This window comes from Natronosporangium hydrolyticum (assembly GCF_016925615.1).
Taxonomy (GTDB): domain Bacteria; phylum Actinomycetota; class Actinomycetes; order Mycobacteriales; family Micromonosporaceae; genus Natronosporangium; species Natronosporangium hydrolyticum.
This window is the reverse complement of sequence record NZ_CP070499.1, coordinates 5,149,284-5,167,457: the sequence shown is the minus strand read 5'-3', so window position 1 is coordinate 5,167,457 and position 18,174 is coordinate 5,149,284. Positions and strand designations below refer to the sequence as shown.

16 protein-coding genes, 1 tRNA gene and 1 pseudogene are annotated in these 18,174 nt (G+C 71.4%); 6 read left to right on the top strand and 12 right to left on the bottom strand.

Going from position 1 to position 18,174, the window contains the following annotated elements; genetic code table 11:
- Positions 1 to 452 precede the first annotated feature (452 nt).
- On the top strand, positions 453 to 794 hold the full coding sequence (locus tag JQS43_RS23365) for a hypothetical protein (protein ID WP_239676508.1): 342 nt from the start codon (positions 453 to 455) through the stop codon (positions 792 to 794).
- Between the two features lie 89 nt (positions 795 to 883).
- Here JQS43_RS23365 and JQS43_RS23360 read toward each other — a convergent pair.
- Positions 884 to 959 (bottom strand) — tRNA-Thr (locus tag JQS43_RS23360).
- Between the two features lie 75 nt (positions 960 to 1,034).
- Positions 1,035 to 2,249, bottom strand: a complete 1,215-nt coding sequence (locus tag JQS43_RS23355; RefSeq protein WP_239676507.1) for a DUF4032 domain-containing protein — start codon at positions 2,247 to 2,249, stop codon at positions 1,035 to 1,037.
- 47 nt (positions 2,250 to 2,296) lie between these two features.
- Here JQS43_RS23355 and JQS43_RS23350 point away from each other — a divergent pair, with 47 nt between their 5' ends.
- Together JQS43_RS23350 and JQS43_RS23345 are read left to right on the top strand one after the other, a co-directional pair.
- Complete coding sequence (locus JQS43_RS23350) at positions 2,297 to 3,025, top strand: phosphatase PAP2 family protein (protein ID WP_239676506.1); 729 nt, start codon at positions 2,297 to 2,299, stop codon at positions 3,023 to 3,025.
- Complete coding sequence (locus tag JQS43_RS23345) at positions 3,022 to 4,281, top strand: APC family permease (protein ID WP_239676505.1); 1,260 nt, start codon at positions 3,022 to 3,024, stop codon at positions 4,279 to 4,281. Before JQS43_RS23350 ends, JQS43_RS23345 begins: the two co-directional genes overlap by 4 nt.
- A 39-nt stretch (positions 4,282 to 4,320) precedes the next feature.
- On the opposite strand, the gene JQS43_RS23340 is transcribed toward JQS43_RS23345, so the two are convergent.
- The 6 genes from JQS43_RS23340 to JQS43_RS23315 all read right to left on the bottom strand — a co-directional run bounded on the left by JQS43_RS23340 (position 4,321) and on the right by JQS43_RS23315 (position 12,008).
- Entirely contained in the window at positions 4,321 to 5,751 is a 1,431-nt protein-coding gene (locus JQS43_RS23340) for an ATP-binding protein (RefSeq protein ID WP_239676504.1), read from the bottom strand.
- 76 nt (positions 5,752 to 5,827) lie between these two features.
- Positions 5,828 to 6,955 (bottom strand): N-acetylglucosamine-6-phosphate deacetylase, encoded by a 1,128-nt coding sequence (nagA, locus tag JQS43_RS23335; protein ID WP_239676503.1) that lies wholly within the window; start codon positions 6,953 to 6,955, stop codon positions 5,828 to 5,830.
- A gap of 43 nt (positions 6,956 to 6,998) precedes the next feature.
- Entirely contained in the window at positions 6,999 to 7,862 is an 864-nt protein-coding gene (locus tag JQS43_RS23330) for a hypothetical protein (RefSeq protein ID WP_239676502.1), read from the bottom strand.
- 46 nt (positions 7,863 to 7,908) lie between these two features.
- Positions 7,909 to 9,972: a HelD family protein gene (locus JQS43_RS23325; RefSeq protein WP_239676501.1), complete on the bottom strand. Its 2,064-nt coding sequence runs from the start codon at positions 9,970 to 9,972 to the stop codon at positions 7,909 to 7,911.
- Between the two features lie 222 nt (positions 9,973 to 10,194).
- The gene (locus tag JQS43_RS23320) at positions 10,195 to 11,052 is read right to left on the bottom strand and encodes an NAD(P)H-binding protein (protein ID WP_239676500.1); all 858 of its coding nucleotides are present in this window, start codon (positions 11,050 to 11,052) and stop codon (positions 10,195 to 10,197) included.
- A gap of 47 nt (positions 11,053 to 11,099) precedes the next feature.
- Positions 11,100 to 12,008, bottom strand: coding sequence for an NAD(P)H-binding protein (locus JQS43_RS23315; RefSeq protein WP_239676499.1), 909 nt, complete (start codon positions 12,006 to 12,008; stop codon positions 11,100 to 11,102).
- A gap of 173 nt (positions 12,009 to 12,181) precedes the next feature.
- Between JQS43_RS23315 and JQS43_RS23310 the strand changes: the two genes are divergently transcribed.
- From JQS43_RS23310 to JQS43_RS23300, 3 genes are read left to right on the top strand one after another with little or no spacing between them, the layout of a single operon-like run.
- Complete coding sequence (locus JQS43_RS23310; RefSeq protein ID WP_239676498.1) at positions 12,182 to 12,775, top strand: ArsR/SmtB family transcription factor; 594 nt, start codon at positions 12,182 to 12,184, stop codon at positions 12,773 to 12,775.
- Positions 12,776 to 12,825: 50 nt separating this feature from the next.
- On the top strand, positions 12,826 to 14,091 hold the full coding sequence (locus JQS43_RS23305) for an MFS transporter (protein WP_239676497.1): 1,266 nt from the start codon (positions 12,826 to 12,828) through the stop codon (positions 14,089 to 14,091).
- Positions 14,088 to 14,936 carry a menaquinone biosynthetic enzyme MqnA/MqnD family protein gene (locus tag JQS43_RS23300; RefSeq protein ID WP_239676496.1) on the top strand — a complete coding sequence of 283 codons (849 nt, stop codon included), beginning with the start codon at positions 14,088 to 14,090 and terminating at the stop codon, positions 14,934 to 14,936. Before JQS43_RS23305 ends, JQS43_RS23300 begins: the two co-directional genes overlap by 4 nt.
- Here JQS43_RS23300 and JQS43_RS23295 read toward each other — a convergent pair.
- The 4 genes and pseudogenes from JQS43_RS23295 to JQS43_RS23280 form a co-directional block, all read right to left on the bottom strand.
- Positions 14,912 to 15,787, bottom strand: a pseudogene (locus tag JQS43_RS23295) (cytochrome c biogenesis CcdA family protein); the annotation flags it as partial. The gene JQS43_RS23300 and the pseudogene JQS43_RS23295 sit on opposite strands and share 25 nt — an antisense overlap.
- Positions 15,788 to 15,789: 2 nt before the next feature.
- Positions 15,790 to 16,368 carry a redoxin domain-containing protein gene (locus JQS43_RS23290; RefSeq protein ID WP_239676495.1) on the bottom strand — a complete coding sequence of 193 codons (579 nt, stop codon included), beginning with the start codon at positions 16,366 to 16,368 and terminating at the stop codon, positions 15,790 to 15,792.
- Between the two features lie 75 nt (positions 16,369 to 16,443).
- Positions 16,444 to 17,463, bottom strand: coding sequence for a sensor histidine kinase (locus JQS43_RS23285; protein WP_239676494.1), 1,020 nt, complete (start codon positions 17,461 to 17,463; stop codon positions 16,444 to 16,446).
- The gene (locus JQS43_RS23280; protein WP_239676493.1) at positions 17,456 to 18,160 is read right to left on the bottom strand and encodes a response regulator transcription factor; all 705 of its coding nucleotides are present in this window, start codon (positions 18,158 to 18,160) and stop codon (positions 17,456 to 17,458) included. Before JQS43_RS23280 ends, JQS43_RS23285 begins: the two co-directional genes overlap by 8 nt.
- Between the last annotated feature and the right edge of the window lie 14 nt (positions 18,161 to 18,174).

Genomic DNA, 18,174 nt, shown 5'->3' with positions numbered 1-18,174 from the left:
CCCCGCCCGTTGCCAACCCCCACCCGTACGGTTTCCAGAAAGTTGCGGCCGACCCGGCCCGTCTGAGGCGCCTGCCGTGATCGAAGGTTCGAATCGCCCATCCGGCCGATGTCTGGGGCATAAGCGGCGGGCTTAGAATGGTGGCGTCGGGTGATCAGGGCATCACGTAAAGATCATCGACATTCGCTCGGGAAGACTGTGGCAACCCAGTACGACGGGAGGCTCTGCCAGGTGTCACGTCCACGGCATCCTGACAAAGAGCTGGAACTGATCCTCAAGGAGGCCGAGGATAAGGGATGGCGGGTTGGTCGAGGTAACAAGTACTACAAGATGTACTGCCCTTGCGCTGATCAACACACCAAGACTGTGAAGATTACCCCTCGTTCCGGCTACCTTAGGAACCTGTTGGGCCAGCTACGTCGCGCGACCTGCTGGGAGAAGATGGAGGGGCGATGACCACCTACTACTTCGTGATGGACCTGGAGTTCGCCACCGACGGACCAGACTCGCCCGACGACTTTGATGCCTTCGCTGACCGGGTGCTGGACGCGCTGGGGGAACTCGAAGAGGCTGACTCGGGCATCGTTGACCCGGACGTAACGGCCAGTCTGACGAAGCGGACCTTGTCGGTCCTGATGGGTGTGGTGGCCGACTCTCGCGACGATGCTCGGCGGTTGTTCGCAGCAAACGTCCGAACCGCGCTCCACGTCGCAGGCTGTGGCACCCCCGGGTGGCCGAACGTTCCGGGGCAGTTGCCGGCACCTTACGAACCGGACTACGCGCCTGCTAGTTGAGCCGCAGGACGCCTGCGGCGAGCAACGTCCGCTGGCGGCTGAGCTGATCCGCCACCCGCAACACGGCGGCTAGGGCTCGGGCCTGGTGGTGGAGCCGACGAGGGGACTCGAACCCCTAACCTGCGGCTTACAAGGCAGCTGCTCTGCCAATTGAGCTACGTCGGCGCGGTGCGGCACGTCTGCCACACCGGTAGCGATGCTACCGGTCCAGCCCGCCCTCGCAGGTCGGGGCCCGCCCCGCTAGTCGTCGGTGAGCTCCTCGGAGGGGAGCACGGCCTGCTCATCCGGCCGGTGGACGAGCACCTCCCCGAGGAACGACTCCACCGCCCGGGCCAAACCGACGTCGCGTCCCGCCTCCTCCGACAGCCACCAGCGGTGCTTCGCCACCTGCACGAAGAGCTCCGGCGGCTCCAGCTTGCCGCGCATGTCCGGCGGCACCGCCCGGACCACCGGTTCGAACACCTCGGTGAGCCACCGGTGCGCAGCCTGCGCCTCGTCGGTCAGGTCGGTCTCCGCCCGGTAGGCGTCGAGGTCGTTGAGCAGCTGCCGGGCCTGGTTCTCCTCGGAGTCGAGGCCGGTCAGCCGCAGCAGCCGCCGGCTGTGGTAACCCGCGTCCACCACCTTCGGGCGCACCGCGTACGCCTCGCCGCCGTCGGCGAGCGCCATCGACACCTCGGCGACGTCGAACCCCAGCTCGTTCAGCCGGCGCATCCGCTTCTCCAGGTGGTGTCGGTCGTCGCGGCCCACCACCTGCTCGTAGGTGATCTCGTGCCAGAGCCCGCGGTAACGGTCGATCACGTCGTCGGCGACCTGCTCCGGGTCGACCGACGGGTGCAGCATCTCCCCGGCGGCGAGGTCGAGCGCTTCGCCGAAGATGTTGACCCGGGCGATCTCCAGGTCCTCGTTGCGCTGTCCGTCGGAGAGGGTGGGGCGCAACGCAGAGGTCTCGGCGTCGACCAGGTAGGCGGCGAAGGCGCCGGCGTCGCGCCGGAACAGCGCGTTCGACAGCGAACAGTCGCCCCAGAAGAAGCCGGCCAGGTGCGCCCGCACCAGCAGCACCGCCAGCGCGTCCAGCAGCCGGTTCAGGGTGTCCGGGCGCAACGTGTGCGAGAACAGGGCCCGGTACGGCAACGAGAACTGCAGGTGCCGGGTGATCAGCGCCGGGTCGAGCGGCTCCCCGTCCGGGCTTTCCCGGTCGGCGACCACCGCCACCGCGCGTACCGACGGGAAGTCGAGCCGTTCCAACGTACGCAGTAGGTCGTACTCCCGGTCGGCGACCCGCTCGCCGATCTCCTTCACCGCGTAGACGGTGCCGTCGAGCCGCACGAAACGCACGATGTGCCGCGAGATGCCCTGCGGCAACGCGACCAGCTTGTCCGGTGGCCATTCGGCGAGCGGCACCGACCAGGGTAGGTCGAGCAGCGCCGGGTCGATCAAGGCTGAAGTGATCCGCACCTGACAAGCATGCGGTACGGCCCCCGCGGGTCGATAGGGTGGCGGGCGTGCAACGGGACACGTCGCTCGCGACGCGACAGGTGCCACGGGATGCGATATTGGCGACCGCGGCCGCAGCCGGCTTCGTGGCGATCACGGCGGCGCTCGCCGTCGGCGGGCCGCTGCTCGAGCTGGACCTGCTGGTGCGGGAGTGGTCCGAGGCGCACCGCCCAGACTGGGCGGACACGCTCGCTCGGGTCTTCAACCGGATCGGGCAGGGCGCCTGGCTCATGATCATCTCCGGCCTGCTCGCCGCCTGGCTGGGGTGGCGACGCCGCACCGCCGGCGCCCCGTGGCGGGTGGTGGGGCAGCCGCTGCTCTACGGGGTGTGTACCGCGGTCATGATCGTGCCGACGGTGCTGCTGATCAAGGCGATCACCCACCGCGCCGCGCCCAGCTCGGACCTGCCTCCGGAACAGACCGTGGAGCTGTTCGGTTCGCTGCCGGCCGGCGAGTACGCCGCCGGCTATCCCGGCGGCCACGTCCTCAATACTGTGGTCTGGTACGGCGTCATAGTGGCACTGATCACCGCGGTGCTGCGAGAGTACGGCCGCGGGGATCCGCCGTTGTCGGTGCGGCTCGCGATCCGGTTGGTGCCGTTCGCGATCGTGCTCTTCACCACCACGTACCTGTCGTTCCACTGGCTCACCGACGGGTTGGCCGGGCTGGCGCTGGGGTTGGCGATCGACCGGCTGCTGGCGGTGCTGCGCCCGTACCTGTGGCCGACGGTGCCATGACCACACTCGCCCGCCGGCTCGGGCTCCGCGACGCGGTAGTGATCGGGCTAGGTTCGATGCTGGGCGCCGGCGTCTTTGTGGTCTTCGCGCCGGCCGCGGCCGAGGCCGGCACCTCAGTGGCGTTGCTGGTGGCGTTGGGCATCGCCGGCCTGGTCGCCTACTGCAACGCCAACAGCTCGGCCCGGTTGGCGGTGCGCTATCCGGAGTCCGGGGGCACCTATGTGTATGGCCGGCGCCGGCTGGGGGAGGTGCCCGGCTTCCTCGCCGGCTGGAGCTTCGTGGTCGGCAAGACCGCCTCCTGCGGAGCGATGGCGCTGACCATCGGCGCGTACCTGTGGCCGGAGCAGGCCCGGCTGGTGGCGATCGCCGCGGTGCTCGGCCTCACCGGGGTGAACCTGCTCGGGGTGCAGAAGACCGCCCGGGCCACCCGGGTGCTGGTCGCGGTCACGCTGCTGGTGTTGGCGCTGGTGGCGGTCGTCGGGTTCGGCTTCGCCGACCCGGCGGTCGGCCGGCTCACCGGCGGCGAACCGGCCAGCGGTTACGGCGTGCTCACCGCGGCGGGTCTGCTCTTCTTCGCCTTCGCCGGGTACGCCCGGATCGCCACCCTCGGCGAAGAGGTACGCGACCCGGGGCGGACGATTCCGCGGGCGATCCCGCTCGCGCTCGGCCTGGTGCTGGCGATCTACCTGACGCTGGCGGTGGTGTGCCTGCTGGTGCTGGGGCCGAAGCGGCTGGCGGCGGCGACCGCGCCGCTGGCCGAGGTGGTGGCGGTGACCGGGGTGCCGGCGCTGGACTGGGTGGTGCGGATCGGCGCCGGGGTGGCGGTCACCGGGGTGCTGCTGGCGTTGCTGGCCGGGGTGGGCCGCACCGTGATGGCGATGGCCCGGCAGCGGGATCTGCCGGCGCCGCTGGCGGCGGTCCACCGGCGGTACCAGGTGCCCCATCGGGCCGAGTTGGCGGTCGCGGTGGCGGTGGTGGCGCTGGTGTCCTTCGGTGACATCCGGGATGCGATCGGCTTCTCCAGCTTCACAGTGCTGGTCTACTACGCGGTCACCAACGCCTCGGCGTGGACACTCCGCCGGGAACCGGAAGGTGCTCCCTGGCCGGGGCAGCTGCTCGCCGGGCTGGGCCTGGTCGGCTGTCTGGTGCTCGCGCTGACCCTGCCGTTGTCCAGCGTCCTGGCCGGCCTCGCCGTCCTCGCCCTCGGCCTGCTGGTGCGCCTCCTCCCGACACCCAACAGCCGATCATGGACCTAGGTACATGATCCGGGCGATTTTTCGCCCCTAACCCCATGATCAACTCAAGGGGTGGGGACGCCAGGCGGCGAGGAGCTCCTCGGGACCGTAGCTGGCGTCGAGTCCGGAGACGTTGCATCCGCTGCGGCTCAGCGCCACCAGCGGCACCGGCGCGTCGGTCACCGCCGCGCGGTGCCGTTGGAGGGCTAGCAGGTCGTGCCGGTCGAAGGGTGCCTGTTCCAGCCACTTCACCGAGCCGAGGAAGAGTAGCTGTTTCGCGACCGGCCCGTGATCGGCCCCGACGATATCGATCTCCACCTGGTTCGAGCGCGACCAGTACCCGCCGACCACCGGCGCTGACGGGAGCGCTTGATCGGGCAACAACCGGGCCAGCGACTCCCGCAGCAGTGGTTCGATCGCCCGTCCGCGCCAGGCAGTCCAGCCCTCCCTTACCCGCTCCAGGGCAATATCTCCCCGCATTCGCTCGATCTCAGGCAGGTGCGGTTGGATGAACCGGAGCCAGAATCGCAGGTACGGGTCGGTCACCCGATAGCGGCGAGCCCGTGTGGGGCGAGTGGAGACAGGTAGCTCGGCGGCGACGATGCCCTTGCTGACGAGAGCATCAAGGGCGCGGGTGAGGGTGGTGGCGGCCAGGTCGCCAGCGGCTCGGGCAATGTTGGCGAAGGTCCGCTCGCCGCTGCCGATCACCGACAGCACCCGGCGGGCATAGGTGTAATCAGGGAACTCGGCCGCCAACGACCGCTCGGCGGAGACGAGCAACGGCGAAACCGGGTCGGCGAGCTCCCGGGACAGGAAATCCCAGAGGGTCAGCGCCGGCCGCCACCGAGCACAGACCAGCGGCAGGCCACCGGTGACGAGTGAGGCGTCGAACGCGCTCGCAGGGTCGAGGTCCAGCATCGTCGCCACTTCAGCCGGGGTTAGCGGGCCCAACACCATCTCCTGGCCTCGCTGGTGGAACGGTCGCCCGTAGGCGCCGAGCGCCTCCATCATCGATAAATCGGACCCGATCAGGATGAGCAGCACCGGCTTGCGGCTCAGTTCTCGATCCCAGGCTCGTTGCAGGACACCCTCGAACGCGTCGACCCGGTCCATGAGGTACGGAACTTCGTCGATGACGACCAGGCTGGTCCGGTCCTCGGGCAGGATGCTGGCGAGTTGGCGCAGGGCCGCGCTCCAGTTGCCCGGGATCGCCTCGGCGAAGACCGTCCGGTCCGGCAGATCAGACTGGTCGACGGCGTTGGCAAGTTCCGCGAGCTCGACCGCCTCGGAGGCGCCGGCCGCAGTGTAGAAGACGTCGGGGGCGTCAGCGTCGTGGACGAAGGTCTCTACCAGGCTCGATTTGCCTACCCGTCGGCGACCTCGGAGGAGGAGGCAGCGGCCTGGCCGGCCGGAGCCGGCGGCGTCGGCGACCTCCCGAAGGAGGCTGTGCAGCACCGCTAGCTCACGATCGCGCCCTACGAACCGGACCATCGGCTGCTCCCCCAAGTAGTCCGAGCGAAACTAGCGCTGACGATAGTACCAGATTTGGGACTATCGTCAGCGCTAGTTAACTCGTCGCCAGCCAGGTGCCGGCTCGGAGGACACGGCGGACCGCCAGGTCCGCGTCCAGCTCGACCAGGTCGGCCCGCCGGCCCGGAGCGAGCGCCCCCACCTGCGCGCCGAGCCCGATCGCGGCCGCCGGGGTGGTGGCGGCCATCCGGACCGCGTCCACCATCGGCACCCCCACCCGCACCGCCCGGCGCAGCGCCGCCGCCATGGTCAGGGTGCTGCCGGCGATCGCCCCCGGCGAGCCGTCGTCGGTGGTCAACCGGGCCACCCCGCCGGTGACCGTCACCGCCTGCCCACCCAGCTCGTACGCGCCGTCGGCCATCCCGGTGGCGTCGATCGCGTCGGTGATCAGGGCGGCCCCGCCTGGCCCGGCCGCCGCGGCGGCGAAGCGCAGGGTGCCGTCGTGCAGGTGCACGCCGTCGGCGATCAGCTCCACCACCACCCGGGGCATACCCAGCAGCGCCAGCACCGGGCCCGGCTCCCGGTGGTGCACCGGCGGCATCCCGTTGAACAGGTGGGTGGCTACCCGGGCGCCGGCGGCGATCGCGGTCCGGGTCTGCTCGTAGGTGGCGTCGGTGTGCCCGACCGCTGCCACCACCCCCTGCTCGACCAGCCATTCGATCGCGGCCAGCGCGCCGGCACGCTCCGGGGCGATGGTCACCATCCGGACCGCGCCGCCGCCCAGCGCGACCAGCTCGGTCAGCTCCTCGATCGACGGGTCCCGCAGGTATTGCGGGTTCTGCGCACCGCAGCGCGCCGCCGACAGGTACGGGCCCTCGAAGTGGATGCCGGCGAGCACCCCGTCGGCGACTAGCGGGGCATACGCGGTCACCGCCTCCCGCATCAGCTCGTACGGGGAGGAGACCAGGCTCGCCAGCACCGTGGTGGTGCCGTGGCGGAGGTGGAACTCGGCGGCGCGGCGGGCCGAATCCGGGTCGCCGGTGGCGAAGCTGTGGCCACCGCCGCCGTGGTTGTGGATGTCGACGAACCCGGGTAGCAGCCAGTGCCCATCACCAGGGTCGCCGGCCGCCACCTCGACGATCCGGTCCCCGGCGATCGCCACGTGTCCGTCGATGATGCCGTCCGGGGTCACCACCCGGCCGTTGATGCGTACTTCGGTGGTCATGAGCCGATCATGTCAGCCGGTCACGGGCGCCGGCGGCGCCGGCTCACCGGAACAGGTCGTCGACAGTCTCGGCGGTGGCGGCGCGGCGGACCCAGGTGTCGAGCAGCTCCAGGTCGGTGCAGTCGGCGATCCGGGTCCGGGCATGCTCGGGGACCGCTATCCCGCGGGCGGCGAGGAACCGCAGCAGGGCCCGGGCCTCGCCTTCGGCCTTGCCTTCGGCCTTGCCTTCCGAGCGGCCCTGCTGGAAGTAGCGGCGAGCGAAGTCGCTCTGATACTGGTACGTGGTGCTCATGAGTGCCTCCAGGTGGTGTCGGGCCGCCTCCGGCAGTGCCGCGAGCACGACATCAGCGTACAACGCAGCGTGGTCTGCTTCCATGGTGTCGAGAGTCTTCAGCAGGGCGTAGAGGATCTTGTCGCGATCTGGGTGAGTGCTGTGGGCCATGGCGGAGAGAACCGCCAACTCGGGGCTGGCGCCGTCGGCGCTGGCGTCGGTGAGGACCGGCACCTGGTCAGGCCCGAGCGCGAGCGGAGTCAGTGTGAAGCCAGGGTGTCCGATCAGGATCGGGGTGGCGCACCATCGGGCCGTGGGCCGGTCGGGACAGATCACCAGCAGGATGGTCGGGCAGCGTAGGCGGGCGTGCAGGGTGGTGAGGTAGACCGGCCAGCTGCGCCGCTTTGCCCGGTCGCGACGGAGCTGGACCTCGACCACGACGGCGAGCGTCGGGACCTCGTCGGTGGTGAGGGTGACCACAGCGTCCGCGCGGTACTCGGTGGGGACAAGGCTGGTGAGGTCGCCCGAGTCGAGCAGGGCGTGTTGGTAGGTGGGCGGGTCGAGTCCTAGCGGATCCGCGAGGGAAGGTCGTTGCCGGAACAGTTCGATCAGGGCTTCGTGACGGTGCGACGGCATGCACCACAAACTACTGTCCAGCTACGACAAGATCGGATGATCGTGCTCAATCTCGTAGCGGTGCTGGCAGCGGCTGGGCGTGCAGCACGGTCAGCCGGGAGACCGCCCGGGTGAGCACCACGTAGAGCCGGTGCAGGCCGCGCGCTTCAGCTGAGGCGATCGTCGCCGGCTCGACCGCGATCACGTGGTCGTACTCCAGCCCTTTGGCGAGCGTGGCGGGCACCACGGTGACCCGGCCGGCCGGGTCGGGGGCTGGGTCCGAAGGGTCCACCGTCGATACATTGGCGGCGGCGAGCGCGGACCGCAGCTCATCGACGGCGGCGTCGGCGGCGATGACCGCGATCGAGCCCTCGACCGCCAGCGCGGCGGTCACTTCGGCCACCACCGCTGGAGCCAGCTCCGGCACCGGGCAGATCACCAGCTCACCGTCGCGGCGCAGCGACTCCGCCGGGGGTACGTCGACCGCCAGCGACGGCAGTAGCCGGTTCGCCAGCGCCAGCACTGTCGCCGGCACCCGGAAGCCGGTGGTGAGCGGGGAGATGGTGGCGGCCGGCTTCGTCAGGTGGGCCAGTGTCTCCCGCCAGTCGGCGGCGGCCCACGGGGCGGTGCCCTGGGCCAGGTCTCCCAGGATGGTGACCGAGCCGTGGCGGCAGCGGCGGGCGAGCGCCCGCGCCTGCATCGGCGACAGGTCCTGCGCCTCGTCCACCACGATGTGCCCGAAGCTGGGTAGCCGCTCCAGCAGCCCGGCCGCCTCGTCCAGCAGCATTGTGTCGGCGTCGCTCCAGCGGGTCGCCTTAACCGACCGGGGTGGGCGAGCCCAGCGCAGCGTCGCCTGTTCTGCCGGGTCGAGCAGGTCTGTGGCTGCCTCGGCGAGCAACCCCGGGTCGCTCAGCACCAGGAAGATCAACTGTTCCGGGGTGAGCTTGGGCCACACCGCATCCAGGCACTGGGTGACCGGCCGGGAGCGGGCGAGCCGCCGGGTCCAACTGTCGCCGGGTGACTCCGCCCGGCGTACCTCGGCCTGCCGGTGCAGCGCCGCCACCACCCGGGCCTGCACCCGCTCCCGGCCTAGCAGGTACGGCGGCGCTTCCCGGCGTACCTGGTCGACCAGGTCGGTGAGGTCGTCGATGCTCAGCCGCCACCGGTTCCCGCCGTCCGGGACCACCAGCGGCTCGGCCGGCGGGCGGACCCGTGACCAGAGCGCGCGCGAGAGCACCTCCGCCAGCCGGGGGTCGTGTTTGAGCGCGGCGGTCTCGGGCGGGTCGGTGCCGCGTACCTCGGTGCCGCGTAGTGGGCCCCGGGCGATCAGGTCGTCGATGGTGGCCTGCCGCACCTCCACCTCGCCGAGCGCCGGCAGCACCGCGGCGATGTACCGCAGGAAGGCCTGATTCGGGCCGACCACCAGTACGCCGGTCTTGCGCAGCTGCTCCCGGTACGCGTAGAGCAGGTACGCGGCCCGGTGCAAACCGACGGCGGTCTTGCCGGTGCCCGGTGCGCCCTGCACACAGATCGACTGGTCGAGCCCGGCCCGGACCAGCTCGTCCTGCTCGGGCTGGATGGTGGCGACGATGTCGCGCATCGGCCCGACCCGGGGCCGTTCGATCTCGGCGGTGAGCAGGGCGCTGCCGGTGCCCAGCTCTTCGCCGCGGTCGAGGTGTTCGTCCTCGAAGGAGGTGAGGGCGCCGGCGGCGAAGCCGAACCGGCGCCGTACCCGTACTCCGAGCGGGTCGCTGGCGCTGGCCCGGTAGAAGGCGCGGGCGACCGGGGCGCGCCAGTCCAGCACCAGCGGTTCGCCGTGTTCGTCGGTGACGTGCCGGCGGCCGATGTGGTGGGATTCGTCGGCGTGGTCGCCGGCGTCGCCGCCGAAGTCGAGCCGGCCGAAGAAGAGCGGCGTGTCCGGGTGGTCGGCGAGCGCGGCGACCCGGCCGGCGAGCGCCGCGCCCAGGCTCTCGGCGCCGTAGCCGTCCCCGGCGACCGTCTCTCCGGTGGCGAAGAGTTCGGCGGCGCGTTCCCGCATCCGGCGCAGCGCGGCGCGGGCGGTGGCCAGGTGGGCCTGCTCCTGCGCGAGGTCGGGGTCGGTGGCGGTCGGGGCGAGCGCGTCGGGCGGCATGCGGGTCTCCAGCGGGCGGGGGCCGCCCGGCTCGCCGCACCCCGCGCAGCTGCGGCACCGGCTGTGCCCGATCAGGAAAGAACCCGGGGTACGCGCGGGTGGGCCAGCTTACCGTGTGGTCGGGTGGGGGCAACCGGATTTCGGAGGGGTGCGCCTCCGGGCCAAGACTGTGCCCGCCTGACCGGGCGGTCCGGTAGGCGGGCACAGCTCAGCGTTCGAGGGCTACCGGAAGGCGGCGGCGTGGTCGGTCGCCCACTCCAGGAAGGTGCGGGGCTTGCGGCCGGTCACCCGTTCGACGGCGTCGCTGGCGCCGACCTGCTCGGGGCCGTTGGCGGCCGAGCCGTACAGGTCCAGGAGCCAGTCGACCACCTCGTGGGTGATCCCCTCGGCCGGGTCGAGCCACGCCTGCCGGGCCTGCTCGGGGGTGAGTTCGACGAAGCGGACCGGTTCCCCGATCGCGGTGCCGAGGATGTGCACCTGCTCGGCGACGGTCAGCGCTTCCGGCCCGCCGAAGGTGTAGATCTGGCCGGCGTGGCTGGCGGGGTCCGCGAGCAGCACGGTCGCGGCGACCGCCGCGATGTCGGCCTCATGGGTGGGGCGGGAGACCGCGCTGCCGAACGGCCGCCTGACCTCGCGGGTGGCGCGGATGTCGGGGGCGTAGTCGAGCCAGTTGGCGGCGAACTCACCCGGCCGGACCAGGGTCCAGGCGAGGCCGGAGCGTTGGGCGGCGAGTTCGACCGGGCGGTTCCCGGTTTCGTCCTCGGGGTCCTCCTGGTCGGCTAGCGCGCTCGACAGGACGACGATCTGTGCGACGCCCGCGGCCTTCGCCAGGTCGACCACCTCTTGCGCCGTCTCCGGGTGCGGGAACAGGTAGAGTCGCGCCACCCCGGCCAGAGCCGGGATCAGGGTCTTCGGGTCGGCCAGGTCGCCGCGCACCACCTCGACGCCGGCCGGCAGATTCGCCTGCTCGGGGCGGCGGGTCAGCGCCCGCACGTCGGCCCCGGCCTGCTGGAGTTCGTCGACCACGCCGCGGCCGACGTTGCCGGTCGCGCCGGTCACCAGAATCTTTGTGCTGCTCATAGGGTTCCCTTCGATAGTCGCGGTTAGTTGGGTTGGTTTCGGGGCCGTCACCGGAAGTCTTCGACGTGGTCGCGCGCCCACTGGGCGAAGGTCCGCGGTGGTCGGCCGGTGATCCGTTCGAAGTCGCCGGTGGCCGGGACGGCCCCGCCGGGGGCGAGGCCCAGTTCGATCGTCGGCAGCAGCCAGTCGAGCAGCTCGTCGTCCATCCCTTGTGCCGGGTCGAGCCACTCCTGCCGGGCCGCTTCGGGAGTCAACTCGACCAGCCGTAGCTCCCGCCCCAACGCCACACCGATTTCGCGTACCTGCTCCTCCTGGGTGATCTTGGTAGGGCCGGTGATGGTGTAGACCTGCCCTAGGTGCGCGTCGGTGATCAGCGCTGCGACGGCGACCTCGGCGACATCTGCCTCGTGTACCAGGGGATTGCCGGCCTGCGGGAACGGTGCCCGCACCGTGCCGGTCGTGCGGATCTCATCCGCCCACGCCAGCGCCCAGGTCGCGAGCAGCCCGGGGCGGACGTGGGTCCACTCGGCCCCGCTGGCGGCGACCGCCTGCTCCAGGCTCAGGTGCCACTGCCGCTCGTCGGCGAGGTGCCGGTCCAGCGCCGACAGCGACAGGTCGTCGGGCTCGCCGAGGTAGTCGAAGCCGGCGGCCGCCGCCGAGTGGACGACGAAGCGGCGGACCCCGGCGGCGACCGCGACCTCGATGAACGAGGGCCCGGCGGCCGGCGCCGGGTCGGCGAACGGGAACAGGTGCACCCGGTCGACCCCGGCCAGCGCCGGCTCCCAGGTTGCTGGTTGCTCGAAGTCGCCGGCCACGATCGCTACGCCCGCCGGCAGCCGCGTGGCGGCCGATTCGGGGGTGCGGGTCATGGCCCGGACTGGTTGCCCGGCGCCGACCAGGCCGCGGACCACGTGTTTGCCGATGTTCCCGGTAGCTCCGGTTACCAATACGGTCATGTGAACCGACTCCATTCCCTTTGTGCTGACCGGACCCGGCCACGAGCCTCACTAATCGGTTTGCCCGCAGCCGCCGGGGAGGAAGGCTAGGCCGAATTTTCGAGATCCGCCTATGGCGGGGGATAGCATCCGAGCTGCAGGCCTGGCGTACGTGATGCGGTGAGGTGAGTGTGGTGGCGACCGACGAGGGTTCCGGCCCGAACGAGGAGCGGATGGGGCTCACCGACCCGGGCGCCATCAAGGCGTTGAGCCACCCGGCCCGGCTCTCGATTGTGGATCATCTGGGGTCGACCGGGGAGCCGGCGACCGCCACCGAGCTCGCCCAGTTGGTGGGGCTCTCGCCCAGCGCCACCAGCTATCACCTGCGGGCGATGGCTAAGTACGGGCTGATCGAGGCGGCCGAGGGGCGAGGCGATGGCCGGGAGCGGCGGTGGCGGGTGGTCGGCGGGGGTTACCACTTCGAGACGGACCCGGCCGGGACGCAGGAGCGCCGGGAGGCCGAGCAGGCGCTGGTGGCGGCGGTGGTCGCCCGGTCCAATGCCCGGGTGACCGACTGGCTGGGGCAGCTGGAGGCGGAACCCGCGCAGTGGCGCCAGTCGTTGGGGATCTCCGACTCCTCGTTGCTGGTTACCCCGGACGAGTTGGCAGAGCTCGTCGCGGGTTATCAGGAGCTGCTCCGGCCGTACCTGCGGCGGCATCGTGGTGATCCGCCGCCGCAGGCCCGGGTGGTCTCGGCGCAGCTACGGTTGGTGCCCACCACGAACTGATCGCGGCCGGCCGGTTGCGCCGGAGAGATGTGAAGCCCATACTTCGAAGTATGGACTTCACATCTCGGTCGGAGGCTGCCTCGCGCTGGCGGGACGTGTACATCGCGGCAGCCGCCCGGGCCATCGCCGGCTGTGGCAACTTCACCGCAGTCACCGCGCTCGTCCTCACCCTGCAACCGGTCAGCGGGTACGCGGTGTCGGCGTTGATCCTCGCCTCGACAGTCCCGGTGGTGGTGCTGGCCCCGGTGGCCGGCCGGCTCGCCGACCGGGTGGACAGCCGGCGGTTGCTGGTCGCGGTCGGTGCCAGCCAAGTGGTGATCGCACTGGCGCTCGCGGCGACCGGTGCGCTGCCCGCGATCATCGTGCTGATGGCGCTACTGGGCTGCGGGCAGGCGATCATCAACCCCACGCTGGCCGCGCTGACTCCTAGCATGGTCCGGCGGGACGACCTGCCGCGCGCCAGCGCGACCAACCAGACCGCGGCGATGCTCGGGATGCTGACCGGGCCGGCGATCGGCGGTCTGCTGGTGGGCCTCTACGGCCTGCAGGTCCCGCTACTGCTCAACGCGGCGGCGCTGCTCGCGATCGTGGGGGCGGCGCTGCTGGTGCAGACCCGCCGGGGCGGCAGTCGGTCCACGCCGGCCGGGGAACCCGGCGCCGAGCCGCGAAGCACTACGCCACAGTGGCGGCTGTGGCACGACCCGCTGCTGCGTACGGTGATGATCGTGATCGCCGGAGTGTTGGGCGTGATCGGGGCGATGAACGTCGTCGAGGTCTTCCTGATCCGCGAGACCCTGGGCGCCGCCGAGGTGAGCTTCGGTCTGCTGCAGGCGGCCTGGACCGCCGGGATGCTGCTCGGCACCTGGCTGCTCGCGCGGGCGGCCCGCCGCGCCCGTGACGATGGTGCGCTCGTCTACGGCCTGTTGATGACGCTCGGGCTCGTCTGCGCGATGTTTTCACTCGCCGCGATGGTGGGTGGTCCGGCGTGGCTGGCGCCGCTGTGGATCATCGGTGGGTTGGGTAACGGCGGTCTGAACGTCTACGCCAGCGTGGTGGTCGCTCGGCGGGCACCGGAGCAGCGGCGCGGGCAGGTCTACGCCACTCTGGGCGCCACGCTGCACGGGGCCGCCATGGCGGGGTACGCCGGCGGTGGCCTGCTCGTGGAAGCGCTGCCGATCCGCCCGCTCGTCGCCGGGCTCGGACTCACCGGGCTGATCATGGTGGGGCTGCTGACCGGGCCGGTGATCAGGACGGTCCGACGCGAACGGCGCTCGCCAGCGGCGGTGGCTGGGCAGGGTGTTAGCGTGCCGGGGTGAACGGGGCGCGGCGACCACGGGTCGGGCACATCCAGTTTTTGAACTGTCTGCCGCTTTACTGGGGGCTGATGCGCTCCGGGGAGCTGCTCAACGTCGACCTGCACAAAGATGCGCCGGACCGGCTCGGGGCCGGCCTGGTCGCCGGCGAACTAGACATCGGGCCGATCTCGCTCGTCGAGTATCTGCACCACACCGAGGAGCTGTTGCTGCTGCCGGATCTGGCGGTGGGCAGCGACGGGCCGGTGCGCTCGGTGAACCTGATCTCCACCCGGCCCCCGGCCGAGCTGGGCGGTGCCCGGGTAGCGCTCGGCTCCACCTCCCGCACCGGGGTGCTGCTGGCGCAGCTGCTGCTCGCCGATTACTACCAGGTCGAGACCGACTATCTGCGCTGCCCGCCCGATCTCACCGAGATGCTGCTGGAGGCCGACGCCGCGGTGCTGATCGGCGACGTGGCGCTGCGGGCGCAGTACGAAGCCCCGCCGCGCGGGCTGGTCGTGACCGACCTCGGCCAGGCGTGGCGGGAGTGGTCGGGCCTGCCGATGGTCTTCGCGGTGTGGGCGGTGCGGCGTGACTTCGCCGCCGCCCACCCCGGCGTGGTGAAGGACGTGCACGAGGCGTTCCTGCGCTCGCGGGAGCTTTGCCTGGCCGAGTTGGATCAGGTGGCGGAGGTGGCCGCCCGCTGGGAACCGTTCGACGCCGTGACCCTGGCCGACTACTTCCGCCGGCTCGACTTCTCGCTGGGTGAGCGGCAGGTGGCCGGGTTGCGGGAGTTCGCCCGCCGGGCCGGGGCGGTCGGCGCGGCGCCGACGCTGCCGGCGGCCGGCCCGGAGTGGTTCGGGCCGTAGCGGTTCCGGCTCCGTAACCGATGGGTCGTGACCAGGGCCGCCAGCACGAGCAGGACCGCGGCGGCGACGGCCCACCGGGTCGGGCCCACCGCGGTCAACCAGGACTCCACCGCCCGCTGCACCCGGCCGGCCGCGTCCACCACCGGGTCGTCCGCCGAACCACCCGCGAAGAGTCGCAGCTCGTACCAGCCGTACCAGGCCACATACCCGCCGGCGACCACCAGCAGCAGCCCACCGGCCTTCGACAGCCACGGCGTCGCCCGCCGCAGCCCGCGGACGAACGAGACCCGGGCCAGCGCAACCGCCACCGCTACCGTGCCGACCACGAGCCCCATCCCCGCCGCGTACACCAGCAGGTGTGCGGTACCGGCCAGCAGCGACCCCTGGCCGAAGCCGGCGATCACCACGACCAGCAGGAACGGCGCGATCGTGCAGCCGAGCGAGGCGACCGCGTAGCCCATCCCGAACAGGGTCATCGAGCCGAACCGGCGGGTGACTGCCGGGCCGCGGACCAGCCCCTGGGGCAGCGCCGGCAGACCTCGGCCAGCGAGCAACCAGAAACCGAGCAACACCAGCACCAACCCGATCACTACCGTGAGCCACGGCAGTTGCCGGGCCAACGCGTCCGCCGCCGAGGCGGCGAGCAGCCCGAAGCCGCCGAAGATGGCGACGAAGCCGAGGGTCATCGCCCCGGTCAGTAGCAACGCCCGGCCGATCACCGTTGCCCGGCCGTCGCCATCCTTCTCACCATTGACCAGTAGCGTCACGTACGCGGGAAGCAGAGCGAACCCGCACGGGTTGACGGCGGCGAGCATGCCGGCGGCGAGCGCGGCGCCCAGGGTCGCGGTCATGCTCAGCCGACCAGCCCGTCGAGCCGGTCCCGCAACGCATCCGCGGTCAGCGTGCCCTCGAACACCAGTTCACCGGCGGCGTCGAGGATCACGAAGTACTCCTGGGTGGTGACCTCGAACCGTTGCCAGACCTCCCCGGTGTCGTCGGCCAGGTGCGGGAAGTCGTCGAGCTGATGCTGTGCCACGAAGGTGCGCATGCCGTCCGCCCCGCTGCCCAGCCCGGCGACGCCGACCACCTCGACCTGCCCGGCGTACGCTGCCTGGATCTCCCGGATATCGCCGGCGGCGGCGGCGCACCGGCTGCACCAGGCGGCCCAGAACCAGAACGCCACCGGTGACCCGGCGACCTGCGCACCGTCGAACTCGCCACCATCGATCGTGGCAGCGGTGAACGCCAGCGTCTCCGGTACCGGTAGCTCGTCCGCGTCGTCCGCCGCCGGGGGGTTGGTCTCGGCGACAGCGGCCGGCGCGGTCGTCGGCGGCTCCGCCGGATCGGCACCGTCGGTGTCGCCGCAGCCGGCGGTGGCCAACCCGACCACCGCAACGGTCAGAAAAGCCAGCGTTCGATGCCTACCGTGCATGTCGTCTCCTCCACATAAAACCGTTCGTCACCGTCACGCTAGCCGTCGCCGAGCCGCCAACGTGCCGAAAAATCCTTACGGGACGGTGACGGTCGGCAGCCGGACCACGAATCGGCAGCCGGAGCCGGTGTTCGCCACCTCGACCCGGCCACCCTGCGCCGTCACCAGCCCCTGCACGATCGCCAGCCCGAGGCCACCGCCGCCGCCGGTCTCCTGCGGGCTACGGGCGCGCTCTCCCCGGAAGGCGACGTCGAACACCCGGGGCAGCTCGGCCTCCGGGATCCCGCCGCAGGTGTCGACGACCGCCAGCCAGGCGGTGTCACGTTCGGCCCCGGCGGAGAGCGCCACGGTGCCGTCGGGCGGGGTGTAGTGGATCGCGTTGGTGAGCAGATTGGCGAGCACTCGACCCAGCTCCGGTTCGCTCGCGGCGACCGTCGGCCAGCCGTCCTCGGGTGCCCGCAACCGAACCCGCCGGCTGGCCGCCAGCGGCGCCACTGACGCGATCGCGTCCGACACCAGCTCTGCCAACGGCACCGCGGTGATCGTCAGGTGCAACTCGGCGGCGTTGATCCGGGAAAGCTCGAACAGGTCCTCCACCAGCCGCGACATCCGGTCGGTCTCCAGCCGGATCCGGCGGTGGTAGTCACTGACCGCCGTCGGCTCGGCGACCACGCCGTCCTCCAGCGCCTCCGCCATCGCGCGTAATCCGGCCAACGGCGTCCGGAGGTCGTGTGACACCCAGGCCACCAGCTCCCGCCGGCTCGCCTCGACCTGCCGCTCCCGCTCCCGGACCAGGTCGGCCCAGGTCGCCTCCTGGGCGATCCGCCGCCCCAACCACCAGCCCAGCCCCAGACTAACCACACCGGACACGCCGATCACGATCAGAAGTACGTGCAGGTCGTGCAGCGATAGGAACATCTCCCAGGCGACCAGCGCGACCCCCGCCACGACCGCCAGCACGGTGACCGCAACCAGCACGAACAGGTGGAGAACGACCGCCCGGCGCCGCATTCGCCGCAGCAGCAGCGCCCCGGGTACGCCGGCGAGCACCGCCCCGGCCAGCGACAGCGCGGCGATGATCGCCAGGTCAAGCACCGGTCACCTCGTATCGGTAACCGATCCCCCAGACGGTGACGATCCGGCGCGGCTTGGCCGGGTCAGACTCCACCTTCTCCCGCAACCGCCGGACATGGACGGTGACTGTGGACTCGTCGCCGAACCGCCAACCCCATACCGCTTCCAGCAGCTCCGCTCGGCGGAACACCTGCCCGGGATGGCGCATCAGGTACCCGAGCAGGTCGAACTCCCGTACCGTCAGCGGCAGGTCGCCGCCGGCCCGGTAGGCGACCCGGCGGTCGTGATCGAGCGTCAGGTCGCCATCGGTCACCAACCCGCGGCTGGTCGTCGTCGCGCTGCCGGTGGCCCGCCGGAGCACCGACCTCACCCGCAGCACCAGCTCCCGCGGCGAGAACGGCTTCGTTACGTAGTCGTCCGCGCCGAGCTGCAGCCCGACGATCCGGTCCGCCTCCTCACCCAGCGCCGTCAACATGATCACGGGAATGGCCGGGTGGTCGCGGCGGATTCGGCGGCACACCTCGAGCCCGTCGATGCCCGGCAGCATCAGATCGAGCACCACGAGGTCCGGGCGGCCGCGGCCGACCTCCGCCACCGCGGTCGGGCCGTCGGCCGCGGTAGCGACCTGGTAACCGGCCCGGGCCAGATAACGGCAGACCACGTCGCTGACGGTCGGGTCGTCGTCGACCACGAGCACCCTCGGCGGGCTGGTCTCCATCCGGACAGCGTACG

Excerpts from the sequence above, each read along its gene's own strand:
- JQS43_RS23365 (WP_239676508.1), top strand. The coding sequence starts at position 453 with ATGACCACCTACTACTTCGTGATGGACCTGGAGTTCGCCACCGACGGA.
- JQS43_RS23345 (WP_239676505.1), top strand. The coding sequence starts at position 3,022 with ATGACCACACTCGCCCGCCGGCTCGGGCTCCGCGACGCGGTAGTGATC.
- JQS43_RS23340 (WP_239676504.1), bottom strand. The coding sequence starts at position 5,751 with ATGGTCCGGTTCGTAGGGCGCGATCGTGAGCTAGCGGTGCTGCACAGC.
- nagA (WP_239676503.1), bottom strand. The coding sequence starts at position 6,955 with ATGACCACCGAAGTACGCATCAACGGCCGGGTGGTGACCCCGGACGGC.
- JQS43_RS23330 (WP_239676502.1), bottom strand. The coding sequence starts at position 7,862 with ATGCCGTCGCACCGTCACGAAGCCCTGATCGAACTGTTCCGGCAACGA.
- JQS43_RS23325 (WP_239676501.1), bottom strand. The coding sequence starts at position 9,972 with ATGCCGCCCGACGCGCTCGCCCCGACCGCCACCGACCCCGACCTCGCG.
- JQS43_RS23320 (WP_239676500.1), bottom strand. The coding sequence starts at position 11,052 with ATGAGCAGCACAAAGATTCTGGTGACCGGCGCGACCGGCAACGTCGGC.
- JQS43_RS23315 (WP_239676499.1), bottom strand. The coding sequence starts at position 12,008 with ATGACCGTATTGGTAACCGGAGCTACCGGGAACATCGGCAAACACGTG.
- JQS43_RS23305 (WP_239676497.1), top strand. The coding sequence starts at position 12,826 with ATGGACTTCACATCTCGGTCGGAGGCTGCCTCGCGCTGGCGGGACGTG.
- JQS43_RS23290 (WP_239676495.1), bottom strand. The coding sequence starts at position 16,368 with ATGCACGGTAGGCATCGAACGCTGGCTTTTCTGACCGTTGCGGTGGTC.
- JQS43_RS23280 (WP_239676493.1), bottom strand. The coding sequence starts at position 18,160 with ATGGAGACCAGCCCGCCGAGGGTGCTCGTGGTCGACGACGACCCGACC.